23 protein-coding genes and 1 other annotated feature are annotated in these 22,027 nt (G+C 40.5%); all 23 genes read right to left on the reverse strand.

The features are described 5' to 3' along the window. Positions 1 to 15: 15 nt before the first annotated feature. Positions 16 to 693 carry a 30S ribosomal protein S3 gene (gene rpsC, locus OXPF_RS18850; protein WP_054876769.1) on the reverse strand — a complete coding sequence of 226 codons (678 nt, stop codon included), beginning with the start codon at positions 691 to 693 and terminating at the stop codon, positions 16 to 18. 14 nt (positions 694 to 707) lie between these two features. Next, positions 708 to 1,043 carry a 50S ribosomal protein L22 gene (rplV, locus tag OXPF_RS18855; protein WP_054876770.1) on the reverse strand — a complete coding sequence of 112 codons (336 nt, stop codon included), beginning with the start codon at positions 1,041 to 1,043 and terminating at the stop codon, positions 708 to 710. A gap of 22 nt (positions 1,044 to 1,065) precedes the next feature. After that, positions 1,066 to 1,350, reverse strand: a complete 285-nt coding sequence (gene rpsS / locus OXPF_RS18860) for a 30S ribosomal protein S19 (RefSeq protein ID WP_054876771.1) — start codon at positions 1,348 to 1,350, stop codon at positions 1,066 to 1,068. A gap of 34 nt (positions 1,351 to 1,384) precedes the next feature. Next, on the reverse strand, positions 1,385 to 2,218 hold the full coding sequence (rplB, locus tag OXPF_RS18865) for a 50S ribosomal protein L2 (protein ID WP_054876772.1): 834 nt from the start codon (positions 2,216 to 2,218) through the stop codon (positions 1,385 to 1,387). 32 nt (positions 2,219 to 2,250) lie between these two features. Beyond that, positions 2,251 to 2,538, reverse strand: coding sequence for a 50S ribosomal protein L23 (rplW, locus tag OXPF_RS18870; protein ID WP_054876773.1), 288 nt, complete (start codon positions 2,536 to 2,538; stop codon positions 2,251 to 2,253). After that, entirely contained in the window at positions 2,538 to 3,158 is a 621-nt protein-coding gene (gene rplD, locus OXPF_RS18875; protein WP_054876774.1) for a 50S ribosomal protein L4, read from the reverse strand. The genes rplW and rplD overlap by 1 nt, the downstream gene beginning before the upstream one ends. 24 nt (positions 3,159 to 3,182) lie before the next feature. Beyond that, positions 3,183 to 3,815, reverse strand: a complete 633-nt coding sequence (gene rplC, locus OXPF_RS18880) for a 50S ribosomal protein L3 (RefSeq protein ID WP_054876775.1) — start codon at positions 3,813 to 3,815, stop codon at positions 3,183 to 3,185. A gap of 84 nt (positions 3,816 to 3,899) precedes the next feature. Next, positions 3,900 to 4,208 carry a 30S ribosomal protein S10 gene (rpsJ, locus tag OXPF_RS18885; RefSeq protein WP_054876776.1) on the reverse strand — a complete coding sequence of 103 codons (309 nt, stop codon included), beginning with the start codon at positions 4,206 to 4,208 and terminating at the stop codon, positions 3,900 to 3,902. 374 nt (positions 4,209 to 4,582) lie between these two features. Further along, a complete protein-coding gene (gene tuf / locus OXPF_RS18890; protein WP_054876777.1) occupies positions 4,583 to 5,779 on the reverse strand; it encodes an elongation factor Tu in 1,197 nt (398 codons plus the stop codon). A gap of 40 nt (positions 5,780 to 5,819) precedes the next feature. Further along, complete coding sequence (fusA, locus tag OXPF_RS18895; protein ID WP_054876778.1) at positions 5,820 to 7,889, reverse strand: elongation factor G; 2,070 nt, start codon at positions 7,887 to 7,889, stop codon at positions 5,820 to 5,822. A 100-nt stretch (positions 7,890 to 7,989) separates the two neighbouring features. Next, positions 7,990 to 8,460, reverse strand: coding sequence for a 30S ribosomal protein S7 (gene rpsG, locus OXPF_RS18900; RefSeq protein WP_054876779.1), 471 nt, complete (start codon positions 8,458 to 8,460; stop codon positions 7,990 to 7,992). 129 nt (positions 8,461 to 8,589) lie between these two features. Continuing rightward, positions 8,590 to 8,967, reverse strand: coding sequence for a 30S ribosomal protein S12 (gene rpsL, locus OXPF_RS18905; RefSeq protein ID WP_054876780.1), 378 nt, complete (start codon positions 8,965 to 8,967; stop codon positions 8,590 to 8,592). Positions 8,968 to 8,987: 20 nt separating this feature from the next. Continuing rightward, positions 8,988 to 9,230: a ribosomal L7Ae/L30e/S12e/Gadd45 family protein gene (locus tag OXPF_RS18910; RefSeq protein ID WP_054876781.1), complete on the reverse strand. Its 243-nt coding sequence runs from the start codon at positions 9,228 to 9,230 to the stop codon at positions 8,988 to 8,990. A 216-nt stretch (positions 9,231 to 9,446) separates the two neighbouring features. Further along, the gene (gene rpoC / locus OXPF_RS18915; RefSeq protein ID WP_054876782.1) at positions 9,447 to 12,962 is read right to left on the reverse strand and encodes a DNA-directed RNA polymerase subunit beta'; all 3,516 of its coding nucleotides are present in this window, start codon (positions 12,960 to 12,962) and stop codon (positions 9,447 to 9,449) included. 36 nt (positions 12,963 to 12,998) lie between these two features. Continuing rightward, a complete protein-coding gene (rpoB, locus tag OXPF_RS18920) occupies positions 12,999 to 16,775 on the reverse strand; it encodes a DNA-directed RNA polymerase subunit beta (protein ID WP_054876783.1) in 3,777 nt (1,258 codons plus the stop codon). A 339-nt stretch (positions 16,776 to 17,114) separates the two neighbouring features. Next, positions 17,115 to 17,489, reverse strand: coding sequence for a 50S ribosomal protein L7/L12 (gene rplL, locus OXPF_RS18930; protein WP_054876785.1), 375 nt, complete (start codon positions 17,487 to 17,489; stop codon positions 17,115 to 17,117). Between the two features lie 72 nt (positions 17,490 to 17,561). Continuing rightward, complete coding sequence (gene rplJ / locus OXPF_RS18935) at positions 17,562 to 18,056, reverse strand: 50S ribosomal protein L10 (protein ID WP_054876786.1); 495 nt, start codon at positions 18,054 to 18,056, stop codon at positions 17,562 to 17,564. 32 nt (positions 18,057 to 18,088) lie between these two features. Then, positions 18,089 to 18,210: a sequence feature (ribosomal protein L10 leader region), on the reverse strand. 28 nt (positions 18,211 to 18,238) lie between these two features. Continuing rightward, entirely contained in the window at positions 18,239 to 18,934 is a 696-nt protein-coding gene (gene rplA / locus OXPF_RS18940) for a 50S ribosomal protein L1 (RefSeq protein ID WP_054876787.1), read from the reverse strand. Between the two features lie 50 nt (positions 18,935 to 18,984). Further along, positions 18,985 to 19,410: a 50S ribosomal protein L11 gene (gene rplK / locus OXPF_RS18945; protein WP_054876788.1), complete on the reverse strand. Its 426-nt coding sequence runs from the start codon at positions 19,408 to 19,410 to the stop codon at positions 18,985 to 18,987. Between the two features lie 97 nt (positions 19,411 to 19,507). Beyond that, positions 19,508 to 20,029 (reverse strand): transcription termination/antitermination protein NusG, encoded by a 522-nt coding sequence (gene nusG, locus OXPF_RS18950; RefSeq protein WP_054876789.1) that lies wholly within the window; start codon positions 20,027 to 20,029, stop codon positions 19,508 to 19,510. Positions 20,030 to 20,066: 37 nt separating this feature from the next. Then, positions 20,067 to 20,315 carry a preprotein translocase subunit SecE gene (secE, locus tag OXPF_RS23685; RefSeq protein ID WP_054876790.1) on the reverse strand — a complete coding sequence of 83 codons (249 nt, stop codon included), beginning with the start codon at positions 20,313 to 20,315 and terminating at the stop codon, positions 20,067 to 20,069. A 61-nt stretch (positions 20,316 to 20,376) separates the two neighbouring features. After that, positions 20,377 to 20,526, reverse strand: coding sequence for a 50S ribosomal protein L33 (rpmG, locus tag OXPF_RS18960; RefSeq protein WP_054876791.1), 150 nt, complete (start codon positions 20,524 to 20,526; stop codon positions 20,377 to 20,379). Positions 20,527 to 20,776: 250 nt separating this feature from the next. Further along, positions 20,777 to 21,973: an elongation factor Tu gene (tuf, locus tag OXPF_RS18965; protein ID WP_054876777.1), complete on the reverse strand. Its 1,197-nt coding sequence runs from the start codon at positions 21,971 to 21,973 to the stop codon at positions 20,777 to 20,779. Between the last annotated feature and the right edge of the window lie 54 nt (positions 21,974 to 22,027).

The following is a 22,027-nucleotide window of genomic DNA, read 5'->3' on the forward strand; positions in this document are numbered from 1 at the left end:
TATTATCCTCCCTTCTTACTTGCTGGCAGCTTCCGTTTCTCCTGCTACCTTCGCCTTTTTTGCCTTTGGAAGAACCTCTCCTTTATATATCCAGACCTTTACTCCTATTTTGCCGTAAGTTGTATCAGCTTCTGCGAAACCATACTCGATATCGGCACGAAGAGTCTGCAATGGAATAGTTCCTTCATGATAACTTTCGGATCTGGCTATTTCCGCTCCTCCAAGTCTTCCTGAACAAGTTGTTTTTATTCCTTTTGCTCCGGATTTCATAGCTCTGTTCATAGCCTGCTTCATGGCTTTTCTGAAAGATATTCTCTTTTCAAGCTGAGCAGCTATGTTTTCTGAAACAAGCTGAGCATTTACTTCCGGATTTTTTATTTCAACGATATTTATCAGGACGTTTTTACCGGTCATTTTTTCTAATTCTTTTTTAGTCTGGTCAACGCCTTCTCCGCCTCTTCCGATTACTATTCCAGGTTTAGCAGTGGAGATATTAACCTTTATCCTGTTTGCTGCCCTTTCGATTTCTATCTTTGAAATTCCGGCTATAAAGAGTTTCTTTTTAATGTACTCTCTTACTTTATTATCTTCTATCAGCAAATCAGCGAAATTATTATTGTTAGCATACCATCTTGCATCCCAATCCTTTATAACGCCAACTCTTAAACCGTGTGGATGTACCTTTTGACCCAATCTATATCCCTCCTTTATGCTCTTTCTTTTACTACAACAGTTATATGGCTGGTTCTTTTGTGAATCCTAAACGCCCTACCCTGTGCATGAGGCTGAAACCTTTTCAAAGTCGGTCCCTGATCTGCAAAAGTTTCAGCAATATATAGATTATCTGCATTCATCTCATGATTGTTTTCCGCGTTTGCAACTGCTGATTTCACGATCTTTAAGACTACTTCTGATGCAGCTTTTGGTGTAAATTTCAATATGGATAATGCTTCTTTTGTATTTTTACCTCTGATAAGATCCAAAACTATTCTAACCTTTCTCGGAGATATCCTAACATACTTAGCTATAGCTCTAGCTTCCATCATCTTGACCTCCTTCCTGGGATTATTTCAATGACGTTGATCTTTCTGTATGATTTCCGTGGCCTCTAAAGGTTCTTGTCAATGCAAATTCACCTAATTTATGGCCTACCATATCCTCGGTTACATATACCGGAACATGCTTCTTTCCATCATGAACGGCTATAGTGTGTCCGACCATCTGAGGAAATATGGTTGAACTTCTTGACCATGTTTTTATAACCTTTTTCTCGCCTTTTTTATTCATCTCAGTTATTCTTTTCATCAACGCTTCCTGAACAAATGGTCCTTTTTTAACTGATCTACTCAAATTATTTGCCTCCCTTCATACAGGTTACAATTTATTACTTAGAATTCCTTTTCTTTACGATAAACTTATCTGAATACTTTTTGTGTTTCCTTGTCTTGTAACCAAGAGCAGGTTTACCCCATGGTGTAAGCGGCCCTGGATGACCTATTGGAGATCTGCCTTCACCGCCGCCGTGCGGATGGTCTACCGGGTTCATTACGGAACCTCTGACAGTCGGCCTTATACCCATGTTTCTCTTACGGCCTGCTTTACCAATGCTGACTATTTCATTAGTAACATTGCCTACAGTTCCTATAGTTGCCCTGCACTCTAACCTTATCATTCTGACTTCACCGGAAGGCAGCCTTACCTGGGCATATTCTCCTTCTTTAGCCATAAGCTGCGCACCGTTTCCGGCAGCTCTTACCAGCTGTCCGCCTTTTCCGGCTCTGAGCTCTATGTTGTGAATGAATGTACCTACAGGTATATTTTTTATAGGAAGCGCATTTCCTACCTTAATATCTGAATCTGCGCCGGATATAACAGTATCTCCTACCTTTAATCCAACAGGAGCTATAATATACCTCTTTTCACCATCTGCATAATTTAAAAGCGCTATATATGCAGTTCTGTTCGGATCGTATTCTACTGTAGCAACTTTAGCAGGTATATTGTCCTTATCTCTTTTAAAATCGATTATTCTGTATTTTAATTTGTTACCGCCACCTATGTGACGAACAGTTATTTTACCCTGAGCGTTTCTTCCACCAGTCCTTTTAATTGATACCAAAAGGGATTTCTCTGGTTCAACTTTGCTTAACTCTTCGAAAGTAGCAACAGTCATGCCCCTTCTGCCTGGTGAAGTAGGGTTATATTTTTTAACTGCCATTTTATTTCCCTCCTTCTGACACTAATAGTTGATTAAGACTGGAAAAACTCTATTGATTTGCTGTCGGGAGTGAGTGTCACTATAGCTTTCTTCCAATCCGCTCTTTTCCCCAAGTGAACTCCTACTCTTTTCTTTTTACCTAACATTTTGATTGTGCATACATTCTCAACTTTAACACCGAATACTTTTTCAACAGCATCCTTTATTTCGGTCTTATCAGCATGTATGTCAACTGCAAATGTGTATTTTCTCTCGCCCATAGCCGCCATGCTTTTTTCTGTAACTATGGGTCTTCTTAGAATATCGTATACGCTTTTCATTATACGAACACCTCCTCCACCTTGGATACGGCGTCTTTCGTTATAATAAATTTATCATATTTCAAAATGTCATATACATTCAGGTTGTTAACCGGAAGTATTGCCACACCTTCTATATTTCTTGCTGACCTGTAAACAGCTTCATCCTTTTCCGGAACAACTATCAAGCCTTTGTTTACATTTAATGTCTTTAACATGTCAGCTACTATTTTAGTCTTGGGAGCTTCCATTGCAAGTTCATCAAGAACTATAATGCTGTTATCAGCAACTTTTGATGATAACGCTGATTTCATTGCCAGCCTTTTTATCTTCCTGGGAACTGTGTAGCTGTAATCCCTCGGCTTTGGTGCAAACACAACTCCGCCGTGTATCCACTGCGGTGCCCTTATTGACCCCTGTCTTGCTCTGCCTGTTCCTTTTTGTCTCCAGGGTTTGATTCCTCCTCCGGCAACTTCTGCTCTTGTCAATGCCGACTGAGTTCCCTGTCTTTTATTGGCTAGCTGCATTTTTACAACCTGATGCATAGCCTCCACATTTACTTCTGCTCCGAAAACGTTTTCTGAAAGTTCTATATCTCCGACCTGTTGGCCTTTTGTATTATATAAAGCTACTTTAGGCATCGTTCATCCTCCTTTCTATCAAAGCTACTTAACTTTAACAGTATCTTTTATAACTACCAAACCCTTTCTGGGTCCTGGAATTCCGCCTCTGATCAAAATAACATTTTTATCTGTATCAACCTTGACTACTTCAAGATTTTGTACAGTAACATTGGCATTTCCCATATGTCCTGGCATCTTCTTGTTTTTGAATGTTCTGGATGGATCTGATGAAGCACCCATGGAACCAACTGCTCTGTGGAATTTTGAGCCGTGAGTTACAGGTCCCCTGCTTGCATTCCATCTTTTGATAACACCCTGGTATCCTTTACCTTTAGAAATACCGCTGATATCTATTCTTTCACCTACTGTGAAAACATCGGCTTTAAATACATCACCTACATTGTAGTTTTCTGCATCCTCGGTTCTTAACTCTCTTAAAAATCTCTTAGGAGCCAAGTTGGCCTTTGAGAAATGTCCTTTTAAAGGCTTGTTAACAAGGTTTTCCCTTATTTCTTCAAAACCTACCTGGATAGCACTGTATCCGTCTTTTTCTACTGTTTTCTTCTGAACAACAACGCATGGTCCTGCCAGCACAACGGATACGGGTATTACCCTTCCTGCTTCATCGAAAATTTGAGTCATACCGACTTTTCTGCCAATTATCGCTTTTTTCATTGTTACACCTCCTCAACATATTAGCGGATCGCATAAGCGGTCATAATAGCTCGCAGTGGAATCACTATACGAATCTATATTATTTTAAAGCTTGATTTCAATATCAACACCTGCAGGCAGGTCTAATCTCATAAGAGCATCAACTGTCTTGGGTGTTGGACTCAGTATGTCAATCAGTCTTTTATGAGTCCTGATCTCAAACTGTTCTCTTGAATCCTTGTATTTGTGTGGTGCCCTAAGGATAGTTATTATATCCTTTTCAGTCGGAAGCGGGATTGGTCCCGAAACCTTAGCACCTGTTTTCTTAGCTGTGTCAACTATCTTCTCAGCTGACTGATCAAGAACATTGTGATCAAATGCTTTTAATCTGATTCTGATTTTCTGGCTTGCCATTTTCAATTCCCTCCTTTTCATCGCACGCTATTAGCTTACGTACGACAACGGGTATCTGTACACTGAACCACGTGTTTCTTACTTCAAAGCAAAAAACAGCGCAGAAATACTCAATACCCACGTCGCCCGATTCTTGATTCGGACATTCTCAACAAGAATTACCTGGTTACCCAGCAACCTCTTGTATCATCGCAGTCCTAAAACATCACAACTCTTATATTTTACACTAAAAACTAGAATAATACAAGAGTATAGTTTCTTAACACTACTGTTTTTTTATGGTTTTGCCTTATAATTTCCATATTGCAGAAAACTATAAAAATTAACAGCAAAAGAAGAGGGGTAACCCCCATCTTCTTCTGCCATATATTAAACTATTTGTCTAATATCTCAGATACAACTCCGGATCCTACTGTATGACCGCCTTCACGTATAGCAAATCTTAAGCCTTCTTCCATTGCTATGTTTGTGATAAGCTTGATCTCCATTGTAATGTTGTCTCCAGGCATGCACATTTCAACTCCTGCTGGAAGCTGCAATGTTCCTGTTACGTCTGTTGTCCTGAAGTAGAACTGTGGCCTGTATCCGTTGAAGAATGGTGTATGCCTTCCGCCTTCTTCTTTCTTTAATACGTATACCTGGCCCTTGTAATGGCTGTGTGGAAGTATTGAACCAGGTTTGCACAGTACCTGTCCTCTTTCAATTTCATTCCTCTGCACGCCTCTTAAAAGCGCTCCGATATTGTCTCCTGCCTGTGCCTGGTCAAGGAGCTTTCTGAACATTTCTACTCCTGTTACTACTGTCTTTCTCTTTTCTTCTGATAAGCCTACTATTTCTACTTCGTCCCCTACTTTTAATATTCCTCTTTCCACTCTTCCTGTTGCAACTGTTCCACGTCCTGTGATTGTGAATACGTCTTCTACAGGCATTAAGAATGGTTTGTCAACCTGTCTTTCAGGAGTTGGTATATAGCTGTCTACTGCTGCCATTAAATCATGGATGCATTTTGTCGCTTCAGGATCATCTGCATTCTCTAGTGCTTTCAATGCTGATCCTACGATTATTGGTGTGTCATCGCCCGGGAATTCATATTCGTTTAATAATTCCCTTACTTCCATTTCTACCAATTCGATTAATTCAGGGTCATCAACCATATCTGCTTTGTTCAAGAATACTACGATGTATGGTACACCAACCTGACGTGCTAAAAGTATGTGCTCTCTTGTCTGTGGCATCGGACCGTCTGCTGCTGATACAACAAGGATTGCTCCGTCCATCTGTGCAGCTCCGGTTATCATGTTCTTTACATAGTCAGCATGTCCCGGACAGTCAACGTGGGCATAGTGCCTGGTGTCTGTCTGGTATTCTACGTGTGCTGTATTGATTGTAATTCCTCTTTCTTTTTCTTCCGGCGCCTTGTCTATTTCGTCATATTTTATTGCTTCTGCTCCGCCTGCCTTTGATAAAACAAATGTTATTGCTGCTGTTAATGTTGTCTTACCATGGTCTACGTGTCCTATTGTTCCAATATTTACATGGGGCTTATTTCTCTCAAATTTTGCCTTTGCCATTTCTTTTTCCTCCTTTACATCAAAACCGATATTCTAATTCTTATTTGGCGCCTAGTACGGCGTCAGCTATATTTTTAGGCACTTCTTCATAATAGTCGAAGAGCATTGTGTAGGTTCCTCTTCCCTGAGTCCTGGACCTTAATGTAGTTGCATAACCGAACATTTCTGCAAGAGGTACGAATGCCCTTATTACCTGAGCACCTGCCCTTGCTTCCATACCTTCGATTCTGCCCCTCCTTGAGTTTAAGTCACCGATTACGTCTCCCATATAATCTTCGGGAACAGTAACTTCAACCTTCATTATAGGTTCAACAAGTACCGGGTCTGCTTTTGCCATACCATCTTTAAATGCCATGGAACCTGCTATCTTAAATGCCATTTCAGATGAGTCAACTTCATGGTATGATCCATCTACTAAGGAAACCTTGACATCCACAACGGGGTAGCCTCCAAGAACACCATTATCCATAGCACCCTGGATACCTGCATCAACTGCCGGTATGTATTCCTTAGGAATAACACCGCCCACGATCTTGTTAACAAACTCGTAGCCTGTTCCTCTTTCCTTTGGTTCAAGCTCAAGCCATACATGGCCGAATTGACCTCGTCCGCCGGACTGTCTGACGAATTTACCTTCAATCTTAGTGTGTTTTCTGATAGTTTCCTTGTAAGCAACCTGAGGCTTACCAACATTGGCTTCCACCTTGAACTCTCTCATAAGTCTGTCAACTATGATTTCAAGATGCAATTCACCCATACCTGCAATAATCGTCTGCCCCGTTTCCTGGTCGGTATAAGTTTTAAATGTCGGATCTTCTTCAGCAAGCTTTGACAAGGCTATACCCATTTTTTCCTGGGCTGCCTTTGTCTTAGGTTCAATGGCTACCCTGATAACTGGTTCGGGGAATTCCATTGATTCCAATATTATTATCTTATCTTCCATGCAAAGGGTATCACCTGTTGTGGTGTCCTTTAATCCAACCGCAGCTGCTATATCACCTGTCCTGACTTCCTCAATCTCTTCCCTATGGTTTGCATGCATCTTAAGGATACGTCCGAATCTTTCCCTCTTGTTTTTAGTAGAGTTAAATACATAAGATCCGGAACTTGTAACACCTGAGTATACTCTAAAGAATGCCAGTTTACCAACATATGGGTCGGTCATGATCTTGAATGCCAAAGCTGAGAATGGTTCTTCATCACTTGCCGGAATTTCTATTTCCTCCTGGGTTGCAGGGTCTATACCTTTTACAGGCGGAATATCCACCGGTGAAGGCATGTAAGCGATAACTGCATCCAAAAGAGACTGAACGCCCTTGTTCCTGTAGGAAGAACCACAGGTAACAGGAGTCATTTTATTGTCTATTGTAGCCTGCCTTATCCCTCTAACAACTTCCTCTTCCGTTAATTCTTCACCTTCAAGGTATTTCATCATCAGCTCTTCGTCTTGTTCAGCAACAGCTTCTATAAGCTTCAATCTATATTCTTCAGCTAAATCTTTTAATTCATCAGGGATTTGAGTTTCCTCACTTCTTGTTCCAAGTTCATCGGTATATAGTATTGCAGCATTCTTTACAAGGTCTATAATACCGCTGAAGGTATCTTCTTTACCTATAGGAAGCTGAATTGGAATTGCATTGGCACGGAGTCTTTCCTTCATCATGTCTACCACTCTGAAGAAGTCCGCGCCCATTATATCCATTTTATTTACAAACGCTATACGAGGAACACTATATTTGTCAGCCTGTCTCCAGACTGCCTCAGACTGAGGCTCAACCCCACCTTTAGCACAGAAAACTGCGACTGAACCATCGAGAACACGAAGTGACCTTTCAACTTCTACTGTGAAATCTACGTGCCCTGGCGTATCAATGATGTTTATAACATGCTCTTTCCATTGAGCCGTTGTAGCTGCAGAAGTTATAGTAATACCTCTCTCCTGCTCCTGAACCATCCAGTCCATTGTAGCCGCTCCATCATGTACCTCGCCTAATTTGTGTGTTCTTCCGGTATAGAACAGGATTCTTTCAGTCGTTGTAGTTTTCCCTGCATCTATATGAGCCATTATTCCAATATTTCTTACTTTCTGTAACGGAAACTGCCTAGGCACAGTAATCCTCCTCTCATATTAAAATCACTATTTATAGTTCCCAAAAAATTCAGTAAATAGTATAAAATTCTGCACAAAGATGTAGATTTATGATACTAAATTACCACCTGTAATGTGCAAATGCTTTATTGGCTTCCGCCATTTTATGAGTGTCTTCTCTTTTCTTAACTGATGTTCCAGTGTTGTTTGAAGCATCTATGAGTTCGTTTGCAAGCCTTTCCCTCATGTACTTCTCTCCACGTTTTCTAGATGCAGCAAGAAGCCATCTTAAACCAAGAGTCTGCCTTCTGTCTGCCCTTACTTCTATTGGAACCTGATATGTTGCACCGCCAATACGCCTTGCCTTTACCTCAAGTATAGGCATGATATTGTTCATTGCAGCTTCAAATACTTCTAAAGGCTCTTTGCCGGTTTTCTTTGCTATGATATCAAAAGCATCATAGCAAACATTCTGTGCCACACCTTTTTTGCCATCCAGCATCAAGTTATTTATAAGCTTGGTAACAACTTTGCTATTGTAAACAGGATCCGGTAATACGTCTCTTTTTGCAATATATCCTTTTCTTGGCACTTTGCTTCCCTCCTTAACATAATGTTTATATCATCGGTACTCGGCAGTATTTCTGCCGTCAGTGCTCAGTACTTTAGCAAATATATATATAAAATGCTTGCCTTATACATAAGCACTTGTTTTATTCAATTATTTTTTCTTTGCTCTCTTGGCACCGTATTTGGACCTTCCCTGCTTTCTGTTAGCAACACCTGCTGCATCCAAAGTACCTCTTACTATATGATACCTTACACCAGGCAGATCCTTAACTCTTCCACCTCTTATAAGAACAACGGAGTGTTCCTGAAGATTGTGTCCGATACCGGGAATGTATGCAGTTACTTCTGTTTGATTAGTAAGTCTAACCCTGGCAATTTTTCTTAAAGCTGAGTTAGGTTTCTTAGGGGTTGTTGTTTTAACAACTGTGCATACGCCTCTTTTTTGAGGACACTCTTTGAGAGCCGGAGCAGTAGATTTCTGAGTAACTTTTTCTCTGCCGCGCCTTACCAATTGGTTAATAGTTGGCATTAGTACACCTCCTTTCAAAATCATTCATTTATTAATGCCGCGGTTGCAGCACCAACATCAATACCACACATATATCCTAATTCTTTCATGGAATTTACAAATATAGGTTCTACATTGTTTTGCCTGCATAGTTCTTCTATGGGCTGTATAATTTTATGGTCGGCGTCTTTTGCAAGATATACGCTTATCACTTTACCGATTTTGATGTATTTACAGGTCTGTTTTACACCTACAACCTTTTTACCTTGAAGCCTGGTAATCATAAACAATCCATCCTTTCCCTAATAACAATCTTTTAAAATGAATCAGGGATAAAATTCACAGCAGTAAACCCCCCTTATAAGGGAGGTTATCTGCATATCTTCCAAAAAATCATACATTCAGTATTTTAGCATCATAAATTGTCAATGTCAACCTGTTGTTAATTTCCAGGCGATTCTTAAGTTTAATTGCAAAGAACATTCATGCTGTAAAATTTCCTACAGCAAGGTATCTTCTTCAGATTTGGTATGAACTGCCACAGTCCTGTACCTTGCCATACCGGTGCCGGCAGGAATGAGCTTACCTATGATCACATTCTCCTTTAATCCTACAAGGGGGTCTACCTTACCCTTTATTGCAGCATCTGTCAGTACTCTTGTCGTTTCCTGGAAGGATGCGGCTGACAGGAAGGAGTCTGTTGCAAGGGATGCCTTGGTTATTCCAAGTAAAATAACCTTGCCCGTTGCTTTTTTCAGCCCTGCTTCTTCGGCCTTAGCGTTTTCTTCTTCGAATTCAAATATATCTACCAATCCGCCGGAGAGCATATCGGTATCGCCGGGATCTTCTATTTTTATCTTTCTTAGCATGTTCCTTACGATTACTTCTATATGTTTATCGTTTATATCAACACCCTGTATCCTATAAACTTTTTGTACTTCAGACAAGAGATAAATTCTTACGCCGTCAACTCCCTTGATGGCCAGTATATCATGAGGATTTACAGAGCCCTCAGTCAGTTCATCGCCAGCTTCAACCACAGTGCCATCATTAACCCTAAGCCTTGAGCCATAAGGGATCTGATAGGTTTTTGATTCTCCGCCTTCTGAAGTTACGATGATTTCTCTCTTCTTCTTATTTTCATTTACCTTTACTGTACCTGATATTTCGGAAATTGTTGCAAGCCCCTTTGGCTTCCTTGCCTCGAAAAGCTCCTCAACCCTTGGAAGACCCTGGGTTATGTCGGCACCGGCAACACCGCCTGTATGGAATGTTCTCATTGTAAGCTGTGTACCCGGCTCACCTATAGCCTGGGCTGCAATTATACCTACCGCTTCACCGATGTATGCCTTTTCGCCAGTTGCCATGTTCATTCCGTAGCATTTCGAACATATACCGTATCTGGTTCTACAGGATGTTACAGTTCTTATATTAACTTTTTCTATATTTGCATTTATAATCTTTGTAGCTATTTCATCCGTAAGATATTCATTCTTGCCTATGATAAGCTCACCGGTTTCAGGATGTACAACCTCAAGAGCCGTATACCTTCCCACCAGCCTATCGTGGAGGCTTTCTATAACTTCATTGCCTTCCCTTATCTCGCTTACCCACACTCCCTGGTCTGTTCCGCAGTCTTCTTCCCTTATTATAACGTCCTGGCTTATATCAACCAGCCTTCTTGTCAAATATCCGGAGTCAGCAGTTCTAAGCGCCGTATCTGCAAGACCTTTTCTGGCTCCGTGGGTTGATATAAAGTATTCAAGCACGTTTAAGCCTTCACGGAAGCTTGCTTTTATAGGAAGCTCAATAATCTTACCTGATGGATTTGCCATCAATCCCCTCATTCCGCACAGCTGTCTTATCTGGTTCTTAGAACCCCTGGCTCCTGAGTTAGCCATCATATATATAGGATTGAATCTGTCCAGGTTCTTCATAAGAGCGTCGGTTACCGAGTCAGTTGTCTCAGTCCATTTAGAGATAACTTTTTCATACCTTTCCTCTTCAGATATAAGACCCCTTCTAAACATTTTCTCTATCTTATCTATATCGGAATCAGCCTGGGAAAGAAGTTTTTCCTTCTCATCAGGAATTATCATATCCGATACCGATACCGTAACAGCACCGATTGTTGAGAAATGATATCCCAGAGATTTGATATTATCAAGCATAATAGCAGTCTTTGTAGGTCCGTTAACTTTATAGCACCTGTCTATTATCCTTCCCAAATTCTTCTTATCTACCAGGAAATCAACTTCAAGATCGCATACATGGTCAGGATTTGATCTATCTACAAAGCCCAAATCCTGAGATATGGCTTCATTGAACATCAATTTTCCCGGAGTTGCATTTATAATCTTGGTATATGTTTTTCCTTCATATTCTTTTGTAACCCTTACCTTGATAGAAGCATGGAGTCCCACTTCTTTCAAATTGTAAGCCATTATTACTTCATCGATGGAAGAGAAAACCTTGTTTTCCCCAATCTCCCCTTCTTTATCGATGGTCAGGTAATATGAACCGAGAACCATATCCTGAGTAGGAACTACTACAGGCTTACCGTCCTGGGGTTTTAATATGTTATTTGCAGCAAGCATTAAAAACCTTGCTTCAGCCTGAGCTTCAACCGACAAGGGCACGTGAACGGCCATCTGGTCTCCGTCGAAGTCAGCGTTATATGCAGTACACACCAAAGGATGGAGTTTTATTGCTCTTCCCTCTACAAGAATAGGCTGGAATGCCTGTATTCCAAGTCTATGTAAGGTAGGAGCACGGTTAAGGAGTACCGGATGATCCTTAATAACATCCTCTAATACATCCCATACTTCGGGTTTAATCCTTTCAACCATTCTCTTTGCACTCTTAATGTTATGAGCATAGCCTTCTTCCACCAGTTTTTTCATAACAAAGGGTTTAAAGAGCTCAAGCGCCATTTCTTTGGGAAGTCCGCACTGATACATTTTAAGTTCCGGTCCGACAACTATAACAGAACGGCCTGAATAGTCAACACGTTTTCCCAAGAGGTTCTGCCTGAATCTTCCCTGCTTTCCTTTCAGCATATCAGACAGGGATTTTAGCGGCCTGTTTCCCGGCCCTGTTACCGGTCTTCCGCGCCTGCCGTTATCTATCAGGGCATCCACCGCTTCCTGAAGCATCCTCTTTTCATTTCTGACAATGATATCCGGAGCCTGTAAATCCAGAAGCCTTTTTAATCTGTTATTTCTGTTGATAACTCTTCTGTATAAATCGTTAAGGTCTGAAGTGGCAAACCTTCCTCCGTCCAATTGAACCATCGGCCTTAAATCCGGCGGAATTACGGGAATTACATCTAAAACCATCCACTCAGGAAGGTTTCCGGACTTTCTGAAGGCTTCAACCACTTCCAGCCTCTTTATGCTCCTCACCCTTTTTTGACCCGAGCTGGTTTTTAAATCATCCCTCAATTCCTTACTCAACTTCTCTAAGTCTATTTCTCTCAATAATTCCTTTATAGACTCGGCGCCCATACCTGCATGGAAACTGCTCAGACCGTACTTTTCCTGAGCTTCCCTAAATTCCTTGTCAGTTAAAAGCTGCTTTTTGGCAAGGGGTGTGGTGCCTGTATCTATTACAACATAAGCTGCAAAATAGAGGACCTTCTCTAAAGCCCGGGGCGACATATCCAGTATAAGGCCCATCCTTGAAGGAATTCCTTTGAAATACCATATGTGCGAGACAGGGGCTGCCAGCTCAATATGACCCATTCTTTCACGTCTGACCTTTGATTTTGTTACCTCAACACCGCAGCGGTCACATACTATTCCTTTATACCTTACTCTTTTATATTTACCGCAGTGGCATTCCCAGTCTTTCTGCGGTCCAAATATCCTCTCACAGAACAACCCATCCTTTTCCGGCTTTAATGTCCTGTAGTTGATGGTTTCTGGTTTCTTAACTTCTCCCTTTGACCATTCCCTGACTTTCTCAGGAGATGCAAGGCCTATTTGTATGGAATCAAAATAGTTTAACTCAAACAAGGGGACATCCTCCCTTCACTTTATAAAGTTGTGTACTTAATCTAATTGGTCATCTTCGAAATCTTCTTCTTCGTATTCTATATCTTCAAAGTCATCTTCATTAAGCTCTTCAATGTCTTCTTCTGCTTCCGGCTGGCTGCCGATTTCTTCTATATCTCCAAAGTCCTCTATATTAAGGTCGAAATCCTCTTCGTCCTCATCTGTTCCTTCCACATCAAGAACCCCTGTAAAATCTTCTCCGGAATCGAAATCTTCTCTTCCTTCGATATTTACATCAAGATCCTCAACATCATCTTCAACAGACTCTCTGATGGTGATTTCCTGATTGTCATCGGACAAGACCTTAACATCCAGGCACAGGGACTGAAGTTCCTTGATCAATACTTTGAAGGATTCAGGCACTCCCGGTTCGGGAATGTTCTCGCCTTTGACTATTGATTCATATGTTTTAACACGGCCTACCACGTCATCGGATTTAACGGTTAATATCTCCTGAAGTGTATGAGCGGCCCCATATGCTTCCAATGCCCATACTTCCATTTCTCCGAATCTCTGTCCACCGAACTGAGCCTTACCCCCTAAGGGCTGCTGAGTTACCAGTGAATAAGGTCCGGTAGACCTGGCATGTATTTTATCGTCAACCAAATGGGCAAGTTTTAATATATACATATATCCGACAGTTACCTTGTTATCAAAAGCTTCACCTGTTCTGCCATCGCGGAGTACGGATTTCCCGTCTCTTGAATAGCCTGCCTGTTCCAAAAGATCCATGATGTCATTCTCGGTAGCTCCGTCAAAAACAGGAGTTGCAACATGCCAGCCAAGCTTTGAAGCAGCAAACCCAAGATGAACCTCCAATACCTGGCCTATATTCATACGTGACGGAACACCAAGAGGATTCAATACTATCTGGAGCGGTGTACCATCAGGAAGGAAAGGCATATCAGCTTCAGGCATAACCCTTGAAATAACACCCTTGTTACCGTGTCTTCCCGCCATTTTATCTCCTACGGATATCTTTCTCTTCTGGGCTATATAGCAGCGTACAAGTTCATTAACTCCCGGAGGAAGTTCGTCTCCGTTTTCTCTTGTAAAGACTTTTACGTCAACTATAATACCGGCTTCACCGTGAGGAACTCTAAGGGATGTGTCCCTTACTTCCCTGGCTTTTTCACCGAATATTGCCCTTAGAAGCCTTTCTTCTGCAGTAAGCTCAGTCTCGCCTTTTGGTGTAACTTTTCCAACCAGGATATCTCCTGACCTTACTTCGGCTCCTATTCTTATGATTCCCCTGTCGTCCAAATCCTTCAGCGCTTCCTCACCTACATTGGGGATGTCTCTTGTAATTTCTTCGGGTCCAAGCTTTGTATCCCTGGCCTCTGCTTCATATTCTTCTATGTGTATTGAAGTAAATACATCTTCCTTTACCAGCTGTTCGGATATGAGCATGGCATCCTCATAGTTGTAACCTTCCCATGTCATGAATCCTATCAATATGTTCTTGCCAAGAGCAATTTCTCCCATATCCGTGGACGGACCGTCAGCAATAACATCGCCTTTTTTAAGTACATCGCCTTTAGTCACGATGGGTCTTTGATTTATGGTAGTGCCTTGGTTTGAACGCTTAAATTTCAATAATTTATAAGTATCTGTCCCGCCGTCAGAATCTCTTTTAACCCTTACTTCATTTGCACTTACCCTGATAACCACACCGTCATTTTTTGCAAGAGGTATGATTCCTGAGTCCAGTGCCGCTTTGTACTCAATTCCCGTTCCAACTATAGGCGCGCTGGTACGAAGAAGGGGCACTGCCTGACGCTGCATGTTAGAGCCCATTAATGCTCTGTTGGCATCGTCATTTTCGAGGAAGGGTATCATAGCCGTGGCTACTGATACAACCTGTTTTGGAGAAACGTCCATAAGGTCGACCTCGTTATTTGGTACGACCACCGTCTCTTCCTTATCCCTTGCTACAACCCTTTTATCAATGAACCTTCCCTCTTCATCAAGGGGCTCATTAGCCTGGGCTATAACGTACTCATCTTCATCGTTGGCAGTTAAGTACAATATTTCATTTGTAACTATTCCTCTTTGCTTATCCACTTTTCTGTACGGTGTTTCAATAAAACCATATTCATTAACTTTTGCATAAGTGGAAAGAGAACCTATAAGACCAATGTTTGGTCCTTCCGGTGTTTCTATAGGACACATACGCCCATAATGAGAGTGATGTACGTCTCTTACTTCGAACCCAGCCCTTTCTCTTGAAAGACCCCCAGGCCCCAATGCCGACAGCCTTCTCTTATGAGTAAGCTCAGATAATGGGTTGGTCTGGTCCATAAACTGTGAAAGCTGGGAGCTTCCGAAGAACTCCTTAATGGCAGCTGCTACAGGCCTTATATTTACAAGGGCCTGAGGAGTTATTACATCAAGATCCTGAATTGTCATTCTCTCTTTAACAACTCTCTCCATTCTGGACAGACCTATCCTGAACTGGTTTTGCAAAAGCTCGCCGACAGACCTTAACCTTCTGTTACCTAAATGATCTATATCATCAGTATGGCCTATACCATAAGCTAAATTTAAATTATAGTTTATGGATGCAAAAATATCAGCTTTGATTATATGCTTAGGTATAAGCTCATTTATTCTGCTTTTCACGGTGTTTCTGAATTCATCTTCAGATGCGGATTGTTCCATAATCTCTTTTAATACAGGATAATACACCATCTCTCTTATATTGAGATCGTCAATTCTAAACTTCATATCCTGCTTATGTATGTCAACAAATCCGTTTCCTAACACCTTGACTTTTCTTCCATCTACTAAAAGGTATACTTCATTTATACCGGAATTCTGAATTCTCACTGCCATATCCCTGTCAATTTTTTTATCCACATCGGCAATGATTTCACCCGTATTGGGATCTACAATTTTTTCAGCAGCTACCTGACCAAGTATCCTGGATGCAAGAGCTAATTTTTTATTGAATTTATATCTTCCAACCTTAGATAAATCATATCTCTTAGGATCAAAAAATAATGCATCAAGCAAAGATAATGCGCTTTCAACTGTGGGAGGCTCACCCGGTCTCAGTCTTTTATAGACCTCGAGAAGGCCTTCCTCTTTAGTTTTGGTATTATCTTTGTCTATGGTATTTTTTAATTTTTCATCCTCGCCGAAGAGCTGGATAATCTCAGCGTCTGTACCATAACCTAATGCCCTTATTAAAACTGTAACAGGAAGCTTTCTGGTTCTGTCTATTCTTACAGAAAGTATATCGTTAGAATCTGTTTCATATTCAAGCCACGCACCGCGGTTGGGTATTACAGTGGCTGAATGAAGCTTTTTACCTGACTTGTCAAAGGTTTCGGCATAATACACTCCCGGAGAGCGCACCAGCTGACTTACAATAACTCGCTCAGCTCCGTTTATTATAAATGTTCCCTGATCCGTCATTAAAGGAAAATCTCCCATGAAGACTTCCTGTTCCTTGACTTCGCCTGTTTCTCTGTTTATAAGTCTAACTTTAACCTTCAAAGGGGCTGCGTATGTTGCATCCCTTTCCTTACACTCTTCAACCTGGTATTTCAAATTATCCGTATCCAGCGAATAATCAATAAACTCCAACACCAAATTTCCGGTGTAGTCCTGTATAGGATTGATATCGTCAAATACCTCTTTGAGACCCTCGTCTAAAAACCACTTGTAGGAATTCAGCTGGACCTCGATTAAATTTGGCATATCCAACACTTCATGAATTTTGGAAAAACTCATTCGGGTCCTTTTTCCAACCTGGACAGGATGTACCATTAACCTTCACCCCTTATTAAGCAATAATGTCCAAAAGCATAAAATTTCATCTTTTTATACTTTTGGTACCAGAACTTATTTTTTTTACCTATTAATATAATATTTCCTAAAAATATTATAAATATTCTAGGGAATCTGCATAAAAAAGTGTAAATTTCCCTATTTTGTATATTACCTTTATTATTCAATGCAATTAATAATTTTAACATAATACAATATTCACGTCAATAAAAAATATTAAAAGTTTTAAAAAATATTAAAAAAAGTTTAAATGCACCTTTTAATCAAAGAAAATGGGCATAAAAGTGAAAAGCCCTCTTTTGAGGGCTTTATCTTTAATTACTTCAATTCAACTGTAGCTCCAACTTCAGCAAGCTTAGCTTTAATCTGCTCAGCTTCTTCTTTTGAAACAGCTTCTTTAACAGTTTTAGGAGCTCCGTCAACAAGGTCTTTAGCTTCTTTTAACCCAAGTCCCGTCAACTCTCTTACAACTTTTATAACCTTAATCTTTTCTGCTCCGGCACTGGCAAGTACTACGTCGAACTCAGTCTTTTCTTCAGCAGGTGCTGCTGCTGCAGCAGGGCCTGCACCTCCGGCTACAGCAACAGGAGCAGCAGCGCTAACTCCGAATTCTGTTTCAGCAGCCTTTACCAACTCATTTAATTCCAATACACTTAAACCTTTTATAGCATCAATGATTTCTTGAATAGTCATTTTTACTACACCTCCGAAATTATTTTAATTAATTATTTTTTGCGTATTTTTCGCCCTTTGATTATGGCTTTTTTATGCTTCCTGTTCTTTCTTTTCCTTTATTGCATTAACAAGGTATGCAAAATTGGACATTGGAGCCTTGAAGCTTCCGAGAAGTTTTGCTATGAGTACTTCTCTTGGCGGTATTGTAGCAAGCTCCTTTACATTATCAACATTGAATAATTTACCCTGAACCAGACCGCCTTTTAATTCAAGTTTTTTGTGGTCTTTGGCAAAGTCATTTAAAATTCTTGCCGGTGCTGTAGCATCATCATACCCGAAGGCAAATGATGTGGGACCTGCAAGGTATGCATCCAATCCTTCTATGCCGGCTTCTTTAGCTGCTATAGAAGTCAATGTATTTTTCAATACCTTGTATTCAACACCTGCTTCTCTGAATTTACGCCTTAATTCAGTATCCTCTTCAACTGTCAAACCTCTGTAATCGGCCATTATAACAGTTTGAGCCTTTGTAAGCTTATCTTTAATCTCTTGGACCATAGCTTCCTTTTCTTGTTTGATGCCCATACTTTTAGTACACCTCCTTATATCTTGGTAACGAAACAAATTAAAAAACCTTCCAGTAGACATGGAAGGTTTGATTATCTTAACCCAACCACCTATGCAGGCAAGTAATTTAAGCTCTCGCACCTGCAGTCTACGGTGTACAATGCATTTATATTATCATCATTTTTATGCTATGTCAAATATTATTCAAGAACCTTGGCAGTGTTGATTTTGATTCCGGGGCCCATTGTGCTTGAAACAACAACGCTTTTTAAATATTGTCCCTTTGCAGCGGCAGGCTTAGCCTTTACAACTGCTTCCATAAGTGCTTTGAAGTTATCATTCAATTTCTCAACACCAAAGGATTTTTTACCTAATGGCACGTGGACAATACTTGTTTTATCAACCCTGTATTCAACCTTACCGGCCTTGATTTCTGCAATTGCTCTGGCAACATCAAATGTTACGGTTCCTGACTTGGGGTTAGGCATAAGTCCTTTTGGTCCTAACACTCTACCCAATTTTCCTACAACGCCCATCATATCGGGAGTTGCAACTACAACATCATATTCAAACCAGTTTTCTTTCTGGATTTTGTCAACAAGCTCTTCAGCTCCTACAAAATCAGCACCGGCACCTTCTGCTTCTTTAGCTTTATCGCCTTTGGCGAAAACCAGCACTCTGACAGTCTTACCAGTTCCATGGGGAAGAACTACTGCTCCCCTGACCTGCTGATCCGCATGTCTGGGGTCAACACCAAGCTTTACTGCAAGCTCTACTGTTTCATCAAATTTAGCTTTTGATGTCTGTATTGCTAAATCCAGAGCTTCACTTGGTGTATATAGCATAGCTCTGTCTATAAGCTTAGCACTTTCCTGATAATTTTTACCTCGTTTCATTAATAAACCTCCCTTGTGGTAATAACGGTTTTAGCCTCCCACTATATTTGCTATTCTTCTACTACTACGCCCATGCTTCTTGCTGTACCGGCTACCATGCTCATAGCAGCTTCTACAGATGCAGCATTTAGATCAGGCATTTTAAGTTCAGCAATTTCTCTAAGCTTTGCTTGTGACAGTTTACCGACTTTATTTTTATTCGGAACTCCAGAGCCACTTTCAATACCGATAGCCTTCTTAATTAAAACGGCTGCCGGAGGAGTTTTTAAAATAAAACTGAAGGATCTGTCAGCATAAACTGTAATAACTACAGGTATTATCAAACCTGCCTGATTAGCAGTTTTTGCATTAAACTCTTTGCAAAACCCCATTATATTTACACCGTGCTGACCAAGTGCAGGACCAACAGGTGGTGCTGGTGTAGCTTTTCCAGCTGGCAATTGGAGTTTTACCATTCCTACTATTTTCTTCGCCATAGAACTTACACCTCCTTAAAAAATGTGGTATGGCGGGTATATACCCTCCCACTTAAAAAGGTATAGCAACTTAAGTTACATACCTTTATTAACTATGTTATTCAATCTTTTCGATTTGGTCGAAATCAAACTCTACCAGAGTATCACGGCCAAACATGTTGACAAAAGCCTTAATCTTTCTTTTGACTACATTTATTTCTTCAACAAGGGCAACAAAATTTTCAAATGGCCCTGAAACCACCTTAACATTTTCGCCAATTGATATATCTATAGATACCTGGGGTTGTGTTACCCCCATGGACCGAATTTCCGCATCAGTCAGAGGTATTGGCTTGGAACCCGGACCCACGAAGCCTGTTACACCTCTAGTATTTCTCACTACGTACCAGGACTCATCACTCATTACCATCTTTACGAGTACATATCCAGGGTATGTTTTCCTCTGAACTACCTTTTTCTTTCCGTTTTTAATCTCAACAGATTCTTCAATGGGGACCTTGACATCAGATATTAAATTTTGCAGACTCCTGTTTTCAATCGTCTTTTCCAGATTAGCTTTTACTTTATTTTCATATCCTGAATAGGTATGGACAACATACCATTTAGCGCTTTCTGCCATATTGCAAGGGACAAACTTCGTCCCTACCTCCTTTTCGCTATTTCAGTAATTTCAAGAAATTACTAAGAGCTAAATTAAACACAGAGTCTAAGAGCCAGACAAAACATGTCAGTAGTACAATAGCTGTCAAAACCACGCTTGTTGATCTTATTACTTTGTCTTTATCAGGCCAGGTTATTCTTTTAAACTCGTTTTTGCTATCAACGACAAAATCAAAAACTCCTTTGAACATGTCACTCATCCCCTTCGGTAGTTTTTCAGATTTAGCTTTTGCTTCTAAGGCCATAACAATTCACATTCTTAGCCAGTATATAAATTCATGAAATTATATACTCAAGCTTTCCGTGCTATTTTGTTTCCTTATGCGGTGTATGCTTTCTGCAGAATTTGCAGTATTTGCTCATCTCAAGCCTATCAGGATCATTTTTCTTGTTCTTCATTGAATTATAGTTCCTCTGTTTGCATTCTGAACATGCTAAAGTAATTTTGACTCTCACAACCAACACCTCCTAAGTATTATCTATCCAAAGTGTCAAATTTTATTCAACACCAGCTTGCAAAAGCCATTACAAATGTAATTTATTGTATAGTGTATCAATACTACAATATTTTAACCGAAATATTTTTAAAAATCAACAATCATTTACATTACTACTATATAAATGGCAACTGCGCTCTTTGCATTAATATATTATTTAACAGCAAAAGAAGAGGGGTAACCCCCATCTTCTTCTGCCATATATTAAACTATTTGTCTAATATCTCAGATACAACTCCGGATCCTACTGTATGACCGCCTTCACGTATAGCAAATCTTAAGCCTTCTTCCATTGCTATGTTTGTGATAAGCTTGATCTCCATTGTAATGTTGTCTCCAGGCATGCACATTTCAACTCCTGCTGGAAGCTGCAATGTTCCTGTTACGTCTGTTGTCCTGAAGTAGAACTGTGGCCTGTATCCGTTGAAGAATGGTGTATGCCTTCCGCCTTCTTCTTTCTTTAATACGTATACCTGGCCCTTGTAATGGCTGTGTGGAAGTATTGAACCAGGTTTGCACAGTACCTGTCCTCTTTCAATTTCATTCCTCTGCACGCCTCTTAAAAGCGCTCCGATATTGTCTCCTGCCTGTGCCTGGTCAAGGAGCTTTCTGAACATTTCTACTCCTGTTACTACTGTCTTTCTCTTTTCTTCTGATAAGCCTACTATTTCTACTTCGTCCCCTACTTTTAATATTCCTCTTTCCACTCTTCCTGTTGCAACTGTTCCACGTCCTGTGATTGTGAATACGTCTTCTACAGGCATTAAGAATGGTTTGTCAACCTGTCTTTCAGGAGTTGGTATATAGCTGTCTACTGCTGCCATTAAATCATGGATGCATTTTGTCGCTTCAGGATCATCTGCATTCTCTAGTGCTTTCAATGCTGATCCTACGATTATTGGTGTGTCATCGCCCGGGAATTCATATTCGTTTAATAATTCCCTTACTTCCATTTCTACCAATTCGATTAATTCAGGGTCATCAACCATATCTGCTTTGTTCAAGAATACTACGATGTATGGTACACCAACCTGACGTGCTAAAAGTATGTGCTCTCTTGTCTGTGGCATCGGACCGTCTGCTGCTGATACAACAAGGATTGCTCCGTCCATCTGTGCAGCTCCGGTTATCATGTTCTTTACATAGTCAGCATGTCCCGGACAGTCAACGTGGGCATAGTGCCTGGTGTCTGTCTGGTATTCTACGTGTGCTGTATTGATTGTAATTCCTCTTTCTTTTTCTTCCGGCGCCTTGTCTATTTCGTCATATTTTATTGCTTCTGCTCCGCCTGCCTTTGATAAAACAAATGTTATTGCTGCTGTTAATGTTGTCTTACCATGGTCTACGTGTCCTATTGTTCCAATATTTACATGGGGCTTATTTCTCTCAAATTTTGCCTTTGCCATTTCTTTTTCCTCCTTATTGAATGTATGTAAGCTTATTAAATAAACTTAACCTGG

Source organism: Oxobacter pfennigii, assembly GCF_001317355.1.
Classification (GTDB): Bacteria; Bacillota; Clostridia; order Clostridiales; family Oxobacteraceae; genus Oxobacter; species Oxobacter pfennigii.

What these genes read in the sequence shown, in the direction of transcription:
- rplK (WP_054876788.1), bottom strand. Translation starts at nt 19,410, where the DNA reads ATGGCGAAGAAAATAGTAGGAATGGTAAAACTCCAATTGCCAGCTGGA.
- rplA (WP_054876787.1), bottom strand. Translation starts at nt 18,934, where the DNA reads ATGAAACGAGGTAAAAATTATCAGGAAAGTGCTAAGCTTATAGACAGA.
- rpsJ (WP_054876776.1), bottom strand. Translation starts at nt 4,208, where the DNA reads ATGGCAAGCCAGAAAATCAGAATCAGATTAAAAGCATTTGATCACAAT.
- rplV (WP_054876770.1), bottom strand. Translation starts at nt 1,043, where the DNA reads ATGGAAGCTAGAGCTATAGCTAAGTATGTTAGGATATCTCCGAGAAAG.
- secE (WP_054876790.1), bottom strand. Translation starts at nt 20,315, where the DNA reads ATGGCCTTAGAAGCAAAAGCTAAATCTGAAAAACTACCGAAGGGGATG.
- tuf (WP_054876777.1), bottom strand. Translation starts at nt 21,973, where the DNA reads ATGGCAAAGGCAAAATTTGAGAGAAATAAGCCCCATGTAAATATTGGA.
- nusG (WP_054876789.1), bottom strand. Translation starts at nt 20,029, where the DNA reads ATGGCAGAAAGCGCTAAATGGTATGTTGTCCATACCTATTCAGGATAT.
- rpsL (WP_054876780.1), bottom strand. Translation starts at nt 8,967, where the DNA reads ATGCCAACTATTAACCAATTGGTAAGGCGCGGCAGAGAAAAAGTTACT.
- rplB (WP_054876772.1), bottom strand. Translation starts at nt 2,218, where the DNA reads ATGGCAGTTAAAAAATATAACCCTACTTCACCAGGCAGAAGGGGCATG.
- OXPF_RS18910 (WP_054876781.1), bottom strand. Translation starts at nt 9,230, where the DNA reads ATGATTACCAGGCTTCAAGGTAAAAAGGTTGTAGGTGTAAAACAGACC.
- tuf (WP_054876777.1), bottom strand. Translation starts at nt 5,779, where the DNA reads ATGGCAAAGGCAAAATTTGAGAGAAATAAGCCCCATGTAAATATTGGA.
- rplC (WP_054876775.1), bottom strand. Translation starts at nt 3,815, where the DNA reads ATGAAAAAAGCGATAATTGGCAGAAAAGTCGGTATGACTCAAATTTTC.
- rpoB (WP_054876783.1), bottom strand. Translation starts at nt 16,775, where the DNA reads ATGGTACATCCTGTCCAGGTTGGAAAAAGGACCCGAATGAGTTTTTCC.
- rplJ (WP_054876786.1), bottom strand. Translation starts at nt 18,056, where the DNA reads ATGGGCATCAAACAAGAAAAGGAAGCTATGGTCCAAGAGATTAAAGAT.
- rplL (WP_054876785.1), bottom strand. Translation starts at nt 17,489, where the DNA reads ATGACTATTCAAGAAATCATTGATGCTATAAAAGGTTTAAGTGTATTG.
- rplD (WP_054876774.1), bottom strand. Translation starts at nt 3,158, where the DNA reads ATGCCTAAAGTAGCTTTATATAATACAAAAGGCCAACAGGTCGGAGAT.
- rplW (WP_054876773.1), bottom strand. Translation starts at nt 2,538, where the DNA reads ATGAAAAGCGTATACGATATTCTAAGAAGACCCATAGTTACAGAAAAA.